The 14,563-nt window shown below is 62.7% G+C and carries 14 protein-coding genes and 1 pseudogene; 6 read left to right on the forward strand and 9 right to left on the reverse strand.

Annotated features, from left to right (window positions below; all coding sequences use genetic code 11):
- Positions 1-44 precede the first annotated feature (44 nt).
- Positions 45-503 carry a tRNA adenosine(34) deaminase TadA gene (gene tadA / locus GA0061099_RS22055; RefSeq protein WP_036027087.1) on the forward strand — a complete coding sequence of 153 codons (459 nt, stop codon included), beginning with the start codon at positions 45-47 and terminating at the stop codon, positions 501-503.
- 104 nt (positions 504-607) lie between these two features.
- Here the strand turns inward: tadA and GA0061099_RS22060 are convergent, their stop codons facing one another.
- The 6 genes and pseudogenes from GA0061099_RS22060 to GA0061099_RS22080 form a co-directional block, all read right to left on the reverse strand.
- A complete protein-coding gene (locus tag GA0061099_RS22060) occupies positions 608-1,510 on the reverse strand; it encodes an alpha/beta fold hydrolase (RefSeq protein ID WP_036027085.1) in 903 nt (300 codons plus the stop codon).
- Positions 1,511-1,714: 204 nt separating this feature from the next.
- On the reverse strand, positions 1,715-2,998 hold the full coding sequence (gene purD / locus GA0061099_RS22065) for a phosphoribosylamine--glycine ligase (RefSeq protein ID WP_036027083.1): 1,284 nt from the start codon (positions 2,996-2,998) through the stop codon (positions 1,715-1,717).
- Positions 2,999-3,159: 161 nt separating this feature from the next.
- A complete protein-coding gene (locus GA0061099_RS40185; RefSeq protein ID WP_141697654.1) occupies positions 3,160-3,624 on the reverse strand; it encodes a hypothetical protein in 465 nt (154 codons plus the stop codon).
- A 189-nt stretch (positions 3,625-3,813) separates the two neighbouring features.
- A complete protein-coding gene (locus GA0061099_RS22070) occupies positions 3,814-4,566 on the reverse strand; it encodes a DUF5131 family protein (RefSeq protein WP_036027082.1) in 753 nt (250 codons plus the stop codon).
- Entirely contained in the window at positions 4,566-5,399 is an 834-nt protein-coding gene (gene tcmP, locus GA0061099_RS22075; protein ID WP_036027081.1) for a three-Cys-motif partner protein TcmP, read from the reverse strand. The genes GA0061099_RS22070 and tcmP overlap by 1 nt, the downstream gene beginning before the upstream one ends.
- A 76-nt stretch (positions 5,400-5,475) precedes the next feature.
- Positions 5,476-5,728 (reverse strand): annotated as a pseudogene (locus GA0061099_RS22080) (winged helix-turn-helix domain-containing protein).
- A 151-nt stretch (positions 5,729-5,879) separates the two neighbouring features.
- Here GA0061099_RS22080 and GA0061099_RS22085 point away from each other — a divergent pair.
- From GA0061099_RS22085 to GA0061099_RS22100, 4 genes are all read left to right on the forward strand, one after another.
- Positions 5,880-6,644 carry an IclR family transcriptional regulator gene (locus GA0061099_RS22085; RefSeq protein ID WP_036027080.1) on the forward strand — a complete coding sequence of 255 codons (765 nt, stop codon included), beginning with the start codon at positions 5,880-5,882 and terminating at the stop codon, positions 6,642-6,644.
- 425 nt (positions 6,645-7,069) lie between these two features.
- Positions 7,070-8,008: a PhnA-like protein gene (locus tag GA0061099_RS22090; protein WP_420886544.1), complete on the forward strand. Its 939-nt coding sequence runs from the start codon at positions 7,070-7,072 to the stop codon at positions 8,006-8,008.
- A gap of 455 nt (positions 8,009-8,463) precedes the next feature.
- Positions 8,464-9,237 carry a YsnF/AvaK domain-containing protein gene (locus tag GA0061099_RS39400; RefSeq protein WP_157786013.1) on the forward strand — a complete coding sequence of 258 codons (774 nt, stop codon included), beginning with the start codon at positions 8,464-8,466 and terminating at the stop codon, positions 9,235-9,237.
- 379 nt (positions 9,238-9,616) lie between these two features.
- Entirely contained in the window at positions 9,617-9,886 is a 270-nt protein-coding gene (locus GA0061099_RS22100; protein WP_081492967.1) for a nuclear transport factor 2 family protein, read from the forward strand.
- Here the strand turns inward: GA0061099_RS22100 and GA0061099_RS22105 are convergent.
- The 3 genes from GA0061099_RS22105 to GA0061099_RS22115 all read right to left on the reverse strand — a co-directional run bounded on the left by GA0061099_RS22105 (position 9,883) and on the right by GA0061099_RS22115 (position 12,764).
- Positions 9,883-10,638 (reverse strand): SDR family NAD(P)-dependent oxidoreductase, encoded by a 756-nt coding sequence (locus GA0061099_RS22105; protein WP_036027079.1) that lies wholly within the window; start codon positions 10,636-10,638, stop codon positions 9,883-9,885. The two genes, GA0061099_RS22100 and GA0061099_RS22105, sit on opposite strands and share 4 nt — an antisense overlap.
- On the reverse strand, positions 10,635-11,876 hold the full coding sequence (locus GA0061099_RS22110; protein ID WP_036027078.1) for an ABC transporter substrate-binding protein: 1,242 nt from the start codon (positions 11,874-11,876) through the stop codon (positions 10,635-10,637). Before GA0061099_RS22110 ends, GA0061099_RS22105 begins: the two co-directional genes overlap by 4 nt.
- Positions 11,877-11,960: 84 nt before the next feature.
- Complete coding sequence (locus tag GA0061099_RS22115; protein ID WP_199751045.1) at positions 11,961-12,764, reverse strand: acetoacetate decarboxylase family protein; 804 nt, start codon at positions 12,762-12,764, stop codon at positions 11,961-11,963.
- Positions 12,765-12,933: 169 nt separating this feature from the next.
- Here GA0061099_RS22115 and xseA point away from each other — a divergent pair, with 169 nt between their 5' ends.
- Entirely contained in the window at positions 12,934-14,553 is a 1,620-nt protein-coding gene (xseA, locus tag GA0061099_RS22120; protein WP_036027077.1) for an exodeoxyribonuclease VII large subunit, read from the forward strand.
- Positions 14,554-14,563: the final 10 nt, after the last annotated feature.

Genomic DNA, 14,563 nt, shown 5'->3' on the forward strand with positions numbered 1-14,563 from the left:
TATCCACTCTTGCTGAAGGCGGAGCTAGTAGCAGGTTTCTGGCGATGATACGAGGCATGAAAGCCCCTTCTTTCATGGATTTGGCGCTTCTGGCGGCCGAAAATGCCGGAAAAGCGGGCGAAGTTCCGATTGGCTGCGTGGTGGTCCGCGATCACGAGGTGATCGCCACCGGCGCCAACCGGACGCTGACCGACCATGATCCGACCGCTCATGCCGAGATCATCGCGCTGCGCGCGGCCGCCGCGAAGATTGGCAGCGAGCGCCTCGTCGACTGCGACCTCTACGTGACGCTGGAGCCCTGCACCATGTGTGCGGGCGCGATCTCGTTTGCAAGGGTGAGACGGCTCTATTACGGCGCGGCCGATCCCAAGGGCGGCGCGGTGGACTCGGGCGTGCGGTTCTTTGCCTCGCCGACCTGTCACCACGCGCCGGACGTCTATTCCGGCGTCGGCGAGAGCGAGGCGGCGCGGCTGCTGAAGGAGTTCTTTCGGGAGCGGCGGTAGGTCGGAGTCGCGTAGCCCGGATGGAGCGAAGCGCAATCCGGGACAGTGCCGCGGCGAGGAGAGAATCCCGGATTTCGCTGCGCTCCATCCGGGCTACAAGATCGTCAGGCCAAGAAGAACTCGCGCAGCGCCCTCGCTGTCACATCGGGATTCTCCTCCGTGAGGAAGTGGCCGGAATCCACCGGCATGCCGGAGGCGTTCGTGGCCCATTGCTTCCACGTGTCGAGCGGCGTCGCGGCGGCCTGGGCGATGCCGGCGTTGCCCCACAGGATAAGCATCGGGATCGTGATCTTCTTGCCGGCCTCGAAATCGGCCTTGTCGAGGTCGTAGTCGAAATAGGCGCCGGCGCGGTAATCCTCGCACATCGCGTGGATGCGGGCGGGATCGCGGAACGGGGCGAGGTAGTGCTCGAGCGCGCGCGGGTCGATCGCGTCCAGCGTCTTCGACTTGGTCTGGCTCGCCATCTTGAAGCGCAGGAAGAACTCGCCTTGGCCTGCGATCAGCGTCTCCGGCAGCGGATAGGGCTGCGCCAGGAAGGTCCAGTGATAGATCTTCAAGGCATAGGCGCGGTTCATCCGCTCCCAGTAATTATAGGTCGGCAGGATATCGAGCACCGCGAGCTTCGACAGCCGGCCGGGATGGTCGAGCGCGAGCCGATAGGAGACGCGGCCGCCGCGGTCGTGGCCGGCTAGCGCGAAATGCACGTGGCCGAGGCGCTCCATCACCTCGACCATGGCTTTCGCCATGGCGCGCTTAGAGTAGGGGATGTGCAGCGCATCGCTCGCGGGCATGTCGGACCAGCCGTAGCCCGGCAGGTCGGCGATGATCAGCGTGAAGTGCTCGGCCAGTTCAGGCGCCACCTGGTGCCACATCACGTGGGTCTCGGAGAAGCCGTGCAGGAGCAGCAGCGGCGGGCCCTTGCCGCCGACGCGGGCGAAGATGCGGCCGAACGAGGTATCGATCCATTCGGCGGCAAAGCCCGGATAGAGGTCGGCGAGATCGGACATCTTTTTGCATCCTTGTTGGTCAGTCCGGAGCCGGTCTCGACAACAAACGTCGAAAACAACCCCATGCACAGTACCGGTATTATGGTCGGGGCAACTAACCCCAACTGCTGATTGCACATTCTGGCGTGCAGATGTGGCGGCGCGGTGACGCGAACGTTGCGATTCCGGACCGGCGCGTTTGGGGGCGCCGTCCGGACTGACGCGCTAATTTTTCGCCTTTTCCGCCTCCACCGCCTGCCAGCCGATGTCGCGGCGGCAGAAGCCGTCCGGCCAGTCGATGCGGTCGACGGCTTGATAGGCGCGCGCCTGCGCTTCCGTCACGGTCGCCCCCAGCGCGCAGACATTGAGCACGCGGCCGCCATTGGCGAGGACCGCGCCGTCCTTGGCCACCGTGCCGGCGTGGAAGATCTCGACATTGTCGACCTTGGCGGCCTCTTCCAGCCCGCCGATGCGCGTGCCCTTCTGGTAGTCGCCGGGATAGCCCTTCGCCGCCATCACCACGGTCAGCGCGGATTCCTTGTGCCAGCGCAGGTCGAAATGCTTCAACTCCCCGTCGCAGGCGGCGAGCAGCGCCGGCACGATGTCGCTCATCATGCGCAGCATCAGCACCTGGCACTCGGGATCGCCGAAGCGGACGTTGAACTCGAACAGCTTTGGCCCCTGCGTCGTCAGCATGATGCCGGCATAGAGGACGCCGCGGAACGGCGTGCCGCGCTGCTTCATGCCACCGACCGTCGGCAGGATGATTTTGGCCATGATCGCGTCGTGGATGGCGGGCGTGACCAGCGGCGTCGGCGAATAGGCGCCCATGCCGCCGGTGTTCGGGCCGACGTCGTGGTCGAACACGCGCTTGTGGTCCTGGGCGGAGGCGAGCGGGATCGCCGTCTCGCCGTCGCACAGGGCAAAGAAGCTGATCTCGCGGCCGGGCAAAAACTCCTCGATCACGACCTCGGCGCCGGCCTCACCGAAGGCGCCCTCGAACATCATGGCGATAGCGTCCTCGGCCTCGCGCACGGTTTTCGCAACGACGACGCCCTTGCCGGCGGCAAGGCCGTCGGCCTTGACCACGATCGGCGCGCCCTGGCTCTGCACATAGGCACGCGCGTCATCGGCATTGGTGAATCGCTGATAGGCGCCGGTCGGAATGCCGAACTCGGTGCACAGCGCCTTGGTGAACCCCTTGGAGCTTTCGAGCTGGGCGGCCACCTTGCTCGGCCCGAACGCCTTGATGCCGGCGGCCGAGAGATCATCGACGATGCCGGCCGCGAGCGGCGTCTCCGGCCCGACCACCACGAGCTCGACCACGTTTGTCTTGCAGAAGTCGATCACGGCGGCATGGTCGGCGACATCCAGGCCTACGCATTCCGCCTCCCTGGCGATGCCGGCATTGCCGGGCGCGCACCAGAATTTGGTCACCAGGGGAGAGGCCGCGATCTTCCACGCCAGGGCATGTTCGCGGCCGCCGGAACCAAGCAGGAGAATGTGCATCGAAGGCTCAGGATGAAGGGTTTTGCTGGGGCCGGAGGTCGCATGAATCGGGGTGGGGCTCAAGGGGGGATGGGGGGCGAACTCCCCGTCATTCCGGGGGGCTTAGCCTACAGCCGCTCCACCCGCCCTCGGAGGAGAGTTGTATACTGGACGAGTTCGAGCTAGCGGCCGAGTAACCGTTTCCAAAACGGTTTCCGGATGAATTCAAGTGGCGAAGCTAGTCGCAATTGTCTCATGACCGCCTCGTGAATCTGTTGGCTTTGGGTGCCCGGACTCATCCTGGCAAGATTGCGAAGGTAATCGCCCGCGGATCGAACATAGCAGCGGTGAGAGCCCAGGCAGCGGTTATGTAACAGACCAGTAAAGAACGAATTGGAAATGGAGAAGGCGACGAGGGCGACACCAGCCCTTTCATAAGAGCTTTGTCGCTTTTCCAGCCATTCCTTTGGTGGGGGCTCTTCGTCCGGATCGCCTGTCCATAACCGACTATGTTCAAACTCCGCCAAAGCCGACGCGACGTCCTGTCGCAATTGGATGAACTTCTGAAATGGCTGAGCCAGACCCGTAGTAAACACCCATGCGATCACGCCGCCGACAAAGCCTATAATCAACGACCAAATTGTCATTTTGGCTCACATGGCTCTGGCTTAGTTTTCGCGAAACGCTCCATCAACCGCGGCAGAACGGCCTTCATGTGCGCCGATCTCGCGCGCCTTCTCAATGACGCCTTCGATGGCTTGGAAACTACGGTGCTGGACTGCACTAAATTCCAAGGCCAAAGCATCAGTTGACCCCCATTTAGTGCATCCGCGCCATCAGCAGCGTATCTCGACGCGAGGCATTTCATCGAAGGTCTGGCCGCGATAGTGCCTACCCGTGCTCTTCTTGCGAACGCCGCCCCACTGCTTGAAAAAGAAGGCCGTCCCCGCCTCACGACATGCTGCTTCAATCTCGGCGACCCATTGCTCCTCCATCGGACGCGCACGAGGCCCGCTCTCACCACCGACGATGGCCCACTGGATACCACTCAGACCGGCCCGCGCCACGGACCCGAGCAGCGGCTCGAACGACACGAACCTGATGGCGGCATCGACCTTGCGCAAATCGTCGATGCGTCCAAGAAAATCGGCGCTCTCTACACTTGTCCCGAGCCACACGTTCGGAAGCACCGGCAGCGACGCCGTGATGCCAGCCATCCGATCCGGTCGCTTCGTCAGAATTTGGTAGGTGTGCTGCGGCGTTGTCTGCATCGTCTTCCAGACAGCGGAAATGAACTCCGCTGGTACTGCATCGTGAAACAGGTCCGACATAGAGTTCACGAAAATCCGGCGCGGCTTCTTCCAGCTTGCCGGTATGCCGAGCGCAGCGCGATCAAGCCGGACCTTGCCGGCCCAGACCGCGCGCTTGCCGCTCTTACGGGTCAGCCCGCGATACTTCGGCATGCCCATCGCATCCAGGCGCGCCGCCATGCGCATGGCGTAGCAGTTCGTGCAGCCGGGCGAGAGCACCGTGCAACCAGCGACAGGGTTCCACGTCGCGTCGGTCCACTCGATTGAGGTGTCAGCCATCACAAATCCATCGTTGTCTGCCGCATCGGGTCACGGATCGCCTCCCACAGCTTTCGACCAAGGCTGTGTCCGCTGACGAACACCAGCCAGTATAGACGCTGCCGCTTTGAGCCAACGATCAGCTCTACGCCCTTTGCAGGCGTCGTGCCAAGCTTGCAGATTTCGTCGATCCAGTACTTCATCAGTGCCGCCCTGAACGATGCTATCGCCTGCTTTTGGTTGACGTGTCCCTTCCACCCCGGCGCAAACGTGTCGAACACGCCACTCTGTTTGCTGTATTCATCAAGATTGCGCTGGAGGTCCTGCACGCTAACGTGAATGAGCATGTCCACCTTCAGCTTCGAGAGCTTCCTGATGATCTCGAAAGACAGGCCTTCTAGGTTGTACGGGTCCAAGAACGCGAAGTGCAGTCCACTTGGGTTCAGCGCTGCGACGATCTTGTCAACTGCGACATCGGCTGGGTCGCTATAGCAAACAGGTCCGCCGCCGAGTGCTCGAAGGCGTTTCTCCACGGCAGCAGAGTTGCTTGGGTCGAGATCGTTGAGATGCATCTCAGTGAAGGGCACTGTCTGCTGCGCCGCCCTGTAGGCGACAAGCGGGCTCCCATCGATGATGCGTTTGGTGCCGTTGATTAACGAACGACCGGGGCCGGAGAACAGCTCGATGTATGCGGCCCCGGCGTGCCACGCAGGCGGAGGGATGTACTTCTTCCGCGCCGCACTCGAAATCTCAATGTACTGCCGCACGCGCGCATGCTTCTCGGTAGCCCACGGACCGACCTCGCTCACTTTGAGCCCGTCGTCAGGATCGATTTTGACTTCCTTCTTTGCCATCCAATCAGCTCCCCTACCGGAGTTACTACCACACGGCCAGAGGTTGAGGGTTAACGCGACAGCACTTTCTCGAAGGCTACCCCTGCCTCCCTGCAATGATCTCCTGCAACGTCGCCACATGCCGTGCGAACGCACCGCGGCCGGCGGCGGTGGCGGTCACCGTAGTCTGCGGCTTCTTCCCCACAAACGCCTTCTCCACCGAGACATAGCCCGCCTTGGCCAAGGTTCTCGATATGGGCGCCGAGATTGCCGTCGGTGGCGCCGGTGAGCTTCTTCAGGCGGACGAATTCGAGCCCCACCTCCGCAGGGAGGGCATTCAGCGCGGCCATGATCTTCAGGCGCAGCGGCTGGTGGATGATCTCGTCGAGATCGGCCGGGCGCTTGCTGGAGATCGACTTTTCGCCGCGCGAGCAATCGGCTACACGGGAATTGCATTTTCCCCCGTGTGCTCGCAAAAGCTAATCCAACAAGGCCCAAAGGATGACTGAGAAGCTGCAGCCGGGCGCGCCCGCCCTGGAAAAGGGACTGGACCTCCTGGAGGCGCTGGCGGGCGCCGCACGCGGTCTCAGCCAGAAGCAGCTCGCCGAACGCGTCGGCCGCTCCGTGAGCGAGATCTTCCGGATGCTGGTGGCGCTGGAGCGCCGGGGCTATGTCGCGCGCGACCCCGCGACCGGCGAATACACTTTGACGCTGAAGCTGTTCCGGATCGCTTCGCAATTCCCGCCGACCGAGCGGCTGCTGAAGGCGGCGCTGCCGGTAATGGAGCAGCTCGCCTCGCGCGTCCAACTGTCCTGCCACCTGACGGTGCTGCACGGCGAGCAGTTCATGGTGATCGCCCGGATCGAGCCGGAATGGTTGATGGGCTGGTCGGTCAAGGTCGGCGCGGTGTTTCCGCTCACCCAGCAATACGCGTCGGCGAAGGTTCTGGCGGCCTTTCAGCTCGAGGGGCGGCGCCAGGAGCTGGCGCAGGTCATCGCGACCAATGACCGGATCAGCACCAAGAAGGCGCTTGCGGCGCTCGACCGCATTTCCTCGGAGGGTGGAAACTTCTCCAATGACGATGGCTATACGCGCATCCTTGCCTATAGCTGCCCGATCATCGAAGTCTCCGGCCGGGCAGTGGCCGCGATGACCGTCCCGCTGGTGAGGCAGGATCAAATCCCCGCCGCGGAAGCCAGCGCCATCGCCGCGGAGCTGCGCAGCGCGGCCAGGATCGTATCCGAGAAGATCGGCGGCGTTTCCTAGGACGTGGACGCATAAACGTCGGCTTACCAGTAAAGCGGAAGCTCGGACCTTTGGGCGTGATCGGCAGCTTGTGACCCGATGGCGAAGTTCGGTTTGGTTCAGATATGGTCAGCTGATCGGGGGGACACCGGAAGTGACGCAGGGTCGTTCGAGCCGGCTCTTTTGACCAGAGCGGACATTTGCGCCTGCGTGCTACGGTCGGCTTCGCTCATTGGGAGGTGAATGAAACAGGGCAGTCTTGTGCCTTCACTTCCCCAGTCGGAGAGCCGCTCTGCTCGAACTCGGCGGAGGGACAGTTCGGAGGTGCACGCTAGCGGGCATTTGAGTGGCCGTGCTGCCAGGGCTTGCAATTGAGGTCTGCGATTTTAGGAACGTCGGACGCAAAAGCAAGTTGCGGCATCAAACAGACTTCAAGGATCAACGTCATGGCCAACTCTCCCGAAATGGTTCATTCAAGCCACCGCACGCCCCCTCAGACGAGCGATGTCGTTCCCGCCGACGAAATTCGCACAATCATGTTGAATCAGGTTGCGTGGGGCGCGGTTTTCGCGGGTGCAGCCATCGCGCTTGTGATGCAGATTATTCTAAACATGATCGGCCTTGGCGTGGGTTTATCCACGGTAGACGTTGGGGAAGGTAGCACGCCCAGCGCAAGCTCGATGTCGGTTGGTGCAGGTATCTGGTTTATAGTTTCCGGCATTCTGGCTGCGGCACTGGGCGGCTACATAGCCGGTCGGCTTTCTGGCAAGGCGTCTGCTTCAACGACGGCTTATCATGGATTAATGTCATGGGCAGTCTCAACGCTGGCGGTGATGTATCTGCTTTCTTCCGCCGCTTCCGGCTTGGCTGGTGGCGCTCTCAGCACAGCATCTTCCGCTTTGGGCGGAGCGGGCAAAGCGCTGGGAGGGTCGGTCCAAACGGCAGTTCAAGCGGCAGCGCCTACGCTGAACAATGTTAGCGACCCGATGGCTGCCATCGAAAGCAAAGTTAAAGGCGCCTCGGGAGGGCAAGATCCCGCCGCGCTTCGTGATGCCGCGGCCACAGCCGTCCGCGCGGCGCTAACGGGTGACGCTTCTCAGCAGTCAGCGGCTAACGACAAGGCCGCCGAAGCTTTAGCCAAGGCTCAGAACATATCACAAGACGAAGCAAAGGCGCAGATCAGTCAGTACCAACAGCAGTATAAAGAAGCGGTAGCCAAGGCGAAGGAGCAGGCAAAGCAGGCGGCGGATACAGCTGCCAAGCGTGTCTCACAAGGTGCATTGTTCGCGGCAGTGGCATTGTTACTGGGCGCCTTGGCCGCGTTCTTTGCAGGGCAAGCAGGGGCCGTGAATCCAACAGTGTCGGCGCAAGTCGCCCGTCGATGACAACAACGACCCGAGAAATCGACTTCAGCTCGAACAACCAAGTTCGTCAGCTCACCGAAAGGCGTCGCTTCAGCGCTTTGTCCCTCGTTCGTTGAAGCAGGCGACCTGATCATGCATCATCTCTGGCAGATGATCAGGAAGGTGGTCGCGCGCGGACGAGCGGCTCCAAACGATCGTCTTTGGCGACCGTGGCTTCATTCGCGGCATGGATGGTTACGCAATCGCTCCGGGTTTTGTCGGACTAAGGACGAGGTGAGTGTTCGATAAGCTGATTTGCAGCCTGTCGCGACAGTATGCTCGCATCGCCGCCGGTCCAAATCTAAGAGCGGTAGCTCCAAGCTCGCGTCGTTGCCCGGCAGCCCCGACTATAGCGAGCGCTTCGCAAACCTTGCGAAAAAAATTAAGAACGATGCGTTGTCTCTGACGTTGGGCGCATGTCCATAGAGGAGGCAAACATGCAAGGACAATGCGTGGTAGCAGTATACAACTCTCGTAACGATGCAGAGGAAGCGTACCGTGCTGTGGTCGGTTCAGGCGTTCCAGCAGATCATGTGAGGCTGAGCAATCAGCCATCACAGTCAAGCAGCGAAAGAGCAAGCGAAAGCTCGGATGGAGGAAGTTTCTGGGACTGGCTGTTTGGAAGCGATGTACCGGCAGACGAGCGCCGCCTGTATGAAAGCCACATGGAAAGGGGCGGCACCGCATTGTCGGTGCTAGTGGATGCTCCCACCATGGCCGATCTCGAACGCATCGAAGGTGTGCTGCAGGAGTACAATCCGGTCGAGATCCACGAAGAAAATGGGGGCGGCTCGACAGCGGTCGGAAGCGGAGTGTCAGGACCCTCAGTGAGGCAAGAAGGGTATGACTCTCAAGGCCACGAACCCGAGAAGGTTATCCCTCTCCCGGAAGAAGAATTGAAGGTGGGCAAACGGGCCACCGAAACCGTCAAGCATATAAGAACTTACGTAGTCGAGGAGCCTGTACAAAAGGACGTACAACTGCGCGATGAGCGAACTGTCATCGAGCGCCGTCCAGCTACGGGAGCTGCGACAGGGCAACCAACGGAACGGGAGTACGAGGTGCGAGAGCTGCATGAGGAGCCCGTAGTCCAGAAGGAGACTCGAGCCGGTGAAGAACTGGTGGTACGCAAAGAAGCGGCCGAACGTACTGAGAGAGTTGCTGATACGGTGAAGAAAACCAGGGCCGACATCGACAAGACTGAGCGTTGAGCTAGCTGATCAACCGCCGGCATCAAAGATCGGCAGTGGCGAGTGAGGGCGGCTTTGGGCCGCTCTCACTTGCTCGGATATTAAAATAGTCGTGCGTCAGAGCGAAAGCGCCAGCACTTCATCGGCCTTACAGCTGTTGGCTCACATGCACGGTAGATCGGACGCGGGGGCCGTGCTCACTTCGACCGCCGCTTGTGGCCCTTAGGCGAGGTTCAGGCGGCGTACACGTTGGTTGGGACAGAGCGGGAGCGACCGGCCGAGCTTCCAAACGGCGCTGATGACCCGAAGGCGACATCGACCAAACGTCTAATCGGCCCTTCAACTCACCTGTGTGCCCTTATGTTATTGTATCCCTTCCGAGAACTCGATGGAGGGAAGGATGGACATCCGATGGAAATTGACGGCGCCGGGTGAAGCGTTCAACGCGCACGACTTGGATTCCATCATGGAGTTCTTTGCTGACGATTGTATCTTGGAGATGCCGAGGGGAAGCAAGCCTTGGGGCTCCCGCTTCGAAGGCAAACGCAACGTACGAGACGGGCTCGCGACGCGCTTTGAAGGCTTGCCGGATGTTCACTACGGCGACGCCGAGCATTTTGCGGATACGATGGCAAACACGGGCATTTCAAAATGGACGCTCACGCTCTAACCGGCGGTCATGCCGGCATCGACGATCCAGGCCGCGCCGTTCACGTGAGCAGCCTCGTCGGATGCGAGGAAGGCAACGATGTTCGCGACGTCCTGCGGTCGTCCGTGCGCGCTCGCAGCATTTCGACGCATTGTGATGGCGCCCTCGCGCGCCTGGCCTTCCAACTCCCGGATCATGCGCGACTCGACCGGACCGGGCAGAACGGCGTTGACCCTGATCTTCGTTCCGGCGACATCGAGCGCTGCCGTGCGCGTCAGTCCGAGCACGGCGTGCTTGGAGGCGACGTAGCCTGCGAGCCCTGCACGTCCGCGGATCGCGGACGTAGATGCGGTGTTGATGATCGCGCCCGTCCCGCGTTGCATCATCCTGGCGATCACGTGCTTGAGGCCGAGGAAAACGCCCTTGACGTTCACCTGCAGCAATTGATCGAACGTTTCGTCGGGATATTCGTGAAGAGGAGCGACGACGCCCTCGATGCCCGCGTTGTTGGCGAAGATGCCGATCGGCCCCAGACGTGCTTCGGTCGCCTCTACGAATGCGATCGTATCCTGAGCGAGGGAGACATCCGCGCGGATGGCGAGCGCCCTTGCCCCGGCCTTCTCGACCAGCTGCGCGGTGGCGCGTGCAGCCGCTTCGTCGCGGTCGACGATCGCGACCGCAGCGCTCATCTGCGCCAACTTTAGCGCAATGGCGCGCCCGATATCGCCCCCGCCGCCCGTGACCAGCGCGACCGGCCGATCAGTGCCACTCACGACTTCAGGAACTCGCAGCCGCCATCCGCCAGCGGCCGCCAGGCCTCGGACGGCGCGATGGTCTTGACCAGCTTGTAATAGTCCCAGGAATATTTGGAATCGCTGGGGGTCTTCACCTCGAACAGATACATGTTGTGCAGCTTGCGACCGTCGGCGCGCACGCTACCCTTGCCGAAAAGAGGATCGTCGGTCGGCAGCTTCTTCATCTGTTCGACCACCGCCTTGCCGTCGCTGGAGGCGCCAAGCGCATCAACGGCCTTCAGATAATGCAGCGTCGTGGCGTAGGCACCCGCATGCAGCGCGGTCGGATAGCGGCCGTTGTTGCGCGGCGCGAATCGCTTGGTCCAGGCACGCGTATCGTCATTCAGATCCCAATAGAAAGCTTCGGTGAACTGCAGCCCCTGCGCAATCTTCAAGCCGAGCGAATGCACGTCGCTGAGATACAGCACGGTCGCCACCACGCGCTGGCCGCCTTGCGGAATCCCGAATTCGACGGCCTGCTTGATGGAGTTGATGGTGTCGCCGCCGGCGTTGATCAATGCGATGATTTCCGCCTTCGAAGACTGCGCCTGCAACAGGAAGGATGAGAAATCCTGCGTGTTGATCGGCGTGCGGACGCCGCCGAGAACCTTGCCGCCGAATTTCTGCACGACGTTCTTGATGTCGCCTTCCATGGCATGACCGAAGGCGTAGTCGGCAGTGAGCAGGAACCAGCTCTTGCCGCCGCTCTCGACGACGGCGCGCGCGACACCCGACGAGAGCGCGTAAGTGTCGTAGGTCCAGTGCACGAGATTGGGCGAGCAGGACTTGCCGGTCAGGTCCGACGACGAGGCGCCGGAGACCAGCAGCGTCTTGTTGTTCTGCTGCACGACGTTGCGCACCGCGAGGGCGACGGCCGAGTTCGGCGCATCGACGATGACATCGACGCCTTGCCGGTCGATCCACTCGCGCGCGATATTGGCGCCGAGATCAGCCTTGTTCATGTGGTCGCCGCTGATGATCTCGATCGGCCGGGTCATCCTGGGAGACGATGCCTGGAAATCCTCGACCGCCATCCTTGCCGCCAGCAGCGAGCCCGGGCCGGTGACATCGGCATAGAGGCTGGACATATCAGTCAGCACGCCGATGCGGAGCGGCTTTGCTTCTTGCGCCCGTGCACCGAGCCCCGTCATGCCCAACGCCAATCCGCCGGCGCCAGCCAGCAGCCGGCGGCGGCTCACTCGAAATCGTGCTGCCATGGGCAGACCCTCCTTTGCCTTATGCGTGTTTCTTCCCAATTTTCGTCGCCCGCATGTACATCGCACGCAGGCTGATCTTGTCGTTCAGGGCGTGAGGCGCTCGACGAGCCTGCGATCCTCGACCTCGAATCCGCCGCCATAGACGTCCGACACCATGAAATGCGCGCCGAGGATTTCCGGTTCGAGCTCGGCAATCGGATCGTACGCGCTGGCGTGCAGCGTCATTGAGGCACGGCCCGGCACTGGCTTGGAGTATTTCAGCGGCGTGCGGCGATAGGCGATGTCCGCATAGGCCGTGCCGAGCCGCTCGGGATGCGGCAGACGGCGCACATGGATCTCGCCGGCCGGCAGCTCGTCGCCGTCGACGATGCGGACGACCGGCGCAGACGGATCCGGCGTGAAGGCGAAATCGGCGAGCGGAATGCCGCGGCGGCGGACCCATCCAGTGATCGATCCATCGGCATGCTCGTCGAACGCGTAATGCGCATCCTTCTTGGTGTAGCCGAACACCTCGCGCCCGGCGCAGATCCCCATGGGATCGCTGCAATACATGAAGATGTGCGTCTCGGTGAACAGCCCCTTGTAGCGCACGGGCACCGAGATCATCAGGTCGAACATCTCGCCCGCGTGCACGGCGAGGGAATGGCCAGGCGAACGCATGAAACGAAAGGCCACGCGGTCGCTGGCGATCTCGAACGGCGTCTCTGCGAGCAAGGTCGCGACCTTGCCGGGCGCGACACGGGTCATGATCTCGACGGTGCGCAAGGTGCAGCCCCACTCCACCGGATAAGCCGGCGAATAGGGCGGATTGACCCCGCTATTCGGCTTGAGCTGGTACTGCCCGAACATGCGTCCGCGCGGGTCGTCGGGATCGGTGACCACAGCCATGGGGCCGCTTCCTCTGATTTATATATGATTTGTAAATTTCATATATGAAATTTAGGTCGAGTCAAGTTGCCTTCCAAGCTGCGGTTCCTTGGGTCTACCGAATCGATTGGCGCTGCGGCGCGAAAATCCTTAACGTCGGGCCTGACCCCGAAATGCCGAATCGTTTGCTATGCCGCCTGCGGAACAACTGCTCAACGCGCCTGAATTCACCGTCTCCGAACTGTCCCTGTCCCTGAAGCGGACGGTCGAGGACGCCTTCGGCCATGTCCGCGTCCGCGGCGAGATCTCCGGCTTCCGCGGGGCGCATTCCTCCGGCCATTGCTATTTCGCGCTCAAGGACGAGAGCGCCAAGATCGAGGCGGTGATCTGGAAGGGCGTGCACAGCCGCATGCGCTTCAAGCCCCAGGAGGGGCTCGAGGTGATCGCCACCGGCAAGCTGACGACCTATCCCGGCTCCTCGAAATACCAGATCGTGATCGAGGCGCTGGAGCCGGCCGGCATCGGCGCGCTGATGGCGCTGATGGAGGAGCGCAAAAAGAAGCTCGCCGCCGAGGGCCTGTTTGACGAGGCGCGCAAGCAGCTCCTGCCGTGGCTGCCGGAGGTGATCGGCGTCGTGACCTCGCCGACCGGCGCCGTCATCCGCGACATCCTGCATCGGCTGGAGGACCGTTTTCCCCGCCGCGTGCTGGTGTGGCCGGTCAAGGTGCAGGGCGACGGCTCGGCCGAGCAGGTCGCGGCCGCGATCCGCGGCTTCAACGCGCTCTCCGAGGGCGGCCGGATTCCGCGGCCCGATGTGCTCATCGTCGCGCGCGGCGGCGGCTCGCTGGAGGACCTCTGGTCGTTCAACGAGGAGATCGTGGTGCGCGCCGCCGCCGAGAGCATGATCCCGCTGATCTCGGCGGTGGGGCACGAGACCGACATCACGCTGATCGATTTCGTCGCCGACAAGCGCGCGCCGACGCCGACGGCGGCGGCCGAGATGGCGGTGCCGGTGCGCAGCGACCTGTTCGTCGAGGTGGGCGATCTCGGCCGCCGCACCCGCGCCTATTGGCAACGCGCCCAGGAGAGCCGCCGCAGCGAGCTGCGTGCCGCGGCGCGCGCGCTGCCGGCGGCTGGCGATCTCCTGGCGATCCCGCGGCAGCGGCTGGATTCGGCGGGCGCTTCCCTGCCCCGCTGCCTCAAGGCCAACACGCATGCGCATTTCCGCAGGTTCACCGCCGCAAGCGCGAAGCTGACGCTGCGGGTGCTGCACGGCCAGATCTCGCAGGCCGATCATCGCCTCACCGTGTGCGGCGAACGGCTTGGTCTCTCCACGCGCTCGCTGCTGCGGCAGCGGCGCGACCGCTTTGCGGGACTGGAGGTGCGGCTGCGGGCCTCAAAACTTGCGAATGCGCAGGCGCAGCGCAACGCGATTGCCCGCCAGCGCGAGCGCACGCATCGTCTGACTGAGCGGGCAGAGCGCGCGCTTGTCACGCTGCTGCACCGGCTCGAGGCGCGGGTCGAGAACAGCGGCAAGCTGCTCTCCGCGCTGTCCTATCGCAGCGTGCTCGCGCGCGGCTTTGCGCTGGTGCGCGACGAGGCCGGCCATCCCGTGCATGCGGCGGATGCGATCGGCCCCGGCGCACGGGTCGAGATCGAGTTCGCGGACGGCCGTGTCGGCGCAACGGCGGATGCGGATCGCCCGGCGCCCGCGGAGAGGCGCGCGCCGGCGCAGCCGAAGCCGGCTGCGGAGACCAAGCCGGCACTGAAGCGCGTGGCCAAGCCGGTGGATCAGGGCAGCTTGTTCTGAGGGGGGAGGA

It is taken from the genome of Bradyrhizobium yuanmingense (assembly GCF_900094575.1).
Classification (GTDB): domain Bacteria; phylum Pseudomonadota; class Alphaproteobacteria; order Rhizobiales; family Xanthobacteraceae; genus Bradyrhizobium; species Bradyrhizobium yuanmingense.

Coding starts and splice junctions, on each gene's coding strand:
- GA0061099_RS22090 (WP_420886544.1), top strand. CDS start 7,070: ATGGCCAACTCTCCCGAAATGGTTCATTCAAGCCACCGCACGCCCCCT.
- tadA (WP_036027087.1), top strand. CDS start 45: ATGATACGAGGCATGAAAGCCCCTTCTTTCATGGATTTGGCGCTTCTG.
- GA0061099_RS40185 (WP_141697654.1), bottom strand. CDS start 3,624: ATGACAATTTGGTCGTTGATTATAGGCTTTGTCGGCGGCGTGATCGCA.
- tcmP (WP_036027081.1), bottom strand. CDS start 5,399: ATGGCAAAGAAGGAAGTCAAAATCGATCCTGACGACGGGCTCAAAGTG.
- GA0061099_RS22110 (WP_036027078.1), bottom strand. CDS start 11,876: ATGGCAGCACGATTTCGAGTGAGCCGCCGCCGGCTGCTGGCTGGCGCC.
- xseA (WP_036027077.1), top strand. CDS start 12,934: ATGCCGCCTGCGGAACAACTGCTCAACGCGCCTGAATTCACCGTCTCC.
- GA0061099_RS39400 (WP_157786013.1), top strand. CDS start 8,464: ATGCAAGGACAATGCGTGGTAGCAGTATACAACTCTCGTAACGATGCA.
- GA0061099_RS22070 (WP_036027082.1), bottom strand. CDS start 4,566: ATGGCTGACACCTCAATCGAGTGGACCGACGCGACGTGGAACCCTGTC.
- GA0061099_RS22100 (WP_081492967.1), top strand. CDS start 9,617: ATGGACATCCGATGGAAATTGACGGCGCCGGGTGAAGCGTTCAACGCG.
- GA0061099_RS22115 (WP_199751045.1), bottom strand. CDS start 12,764: ATGGCTGTGGTCACCGATCCCGACGACCCGCGCGGACGCATGTTCGGG.
- purD (WP_036027083.1), bottom strand. CDS start 2,998: ATGCACATTCTCCTGCTTGGTTCCGGCGGCCGCGAACATGCCCTGGCG.
- GA0061099_RS22060 (WP_036027085.1), bottom strand. CDS start 1,510: ATGTCCGATCTCGCCGACCTCTATCCGGGCTTTGCCGCCGAATGGATC.
- GA0061099_RS22085 (WP_036027080.1), top strand. CDS start 5,880: ATGACTGAGAAGCTGCAGCCGGGCGCGCCCGCCCTGGAAAAGGGACTG.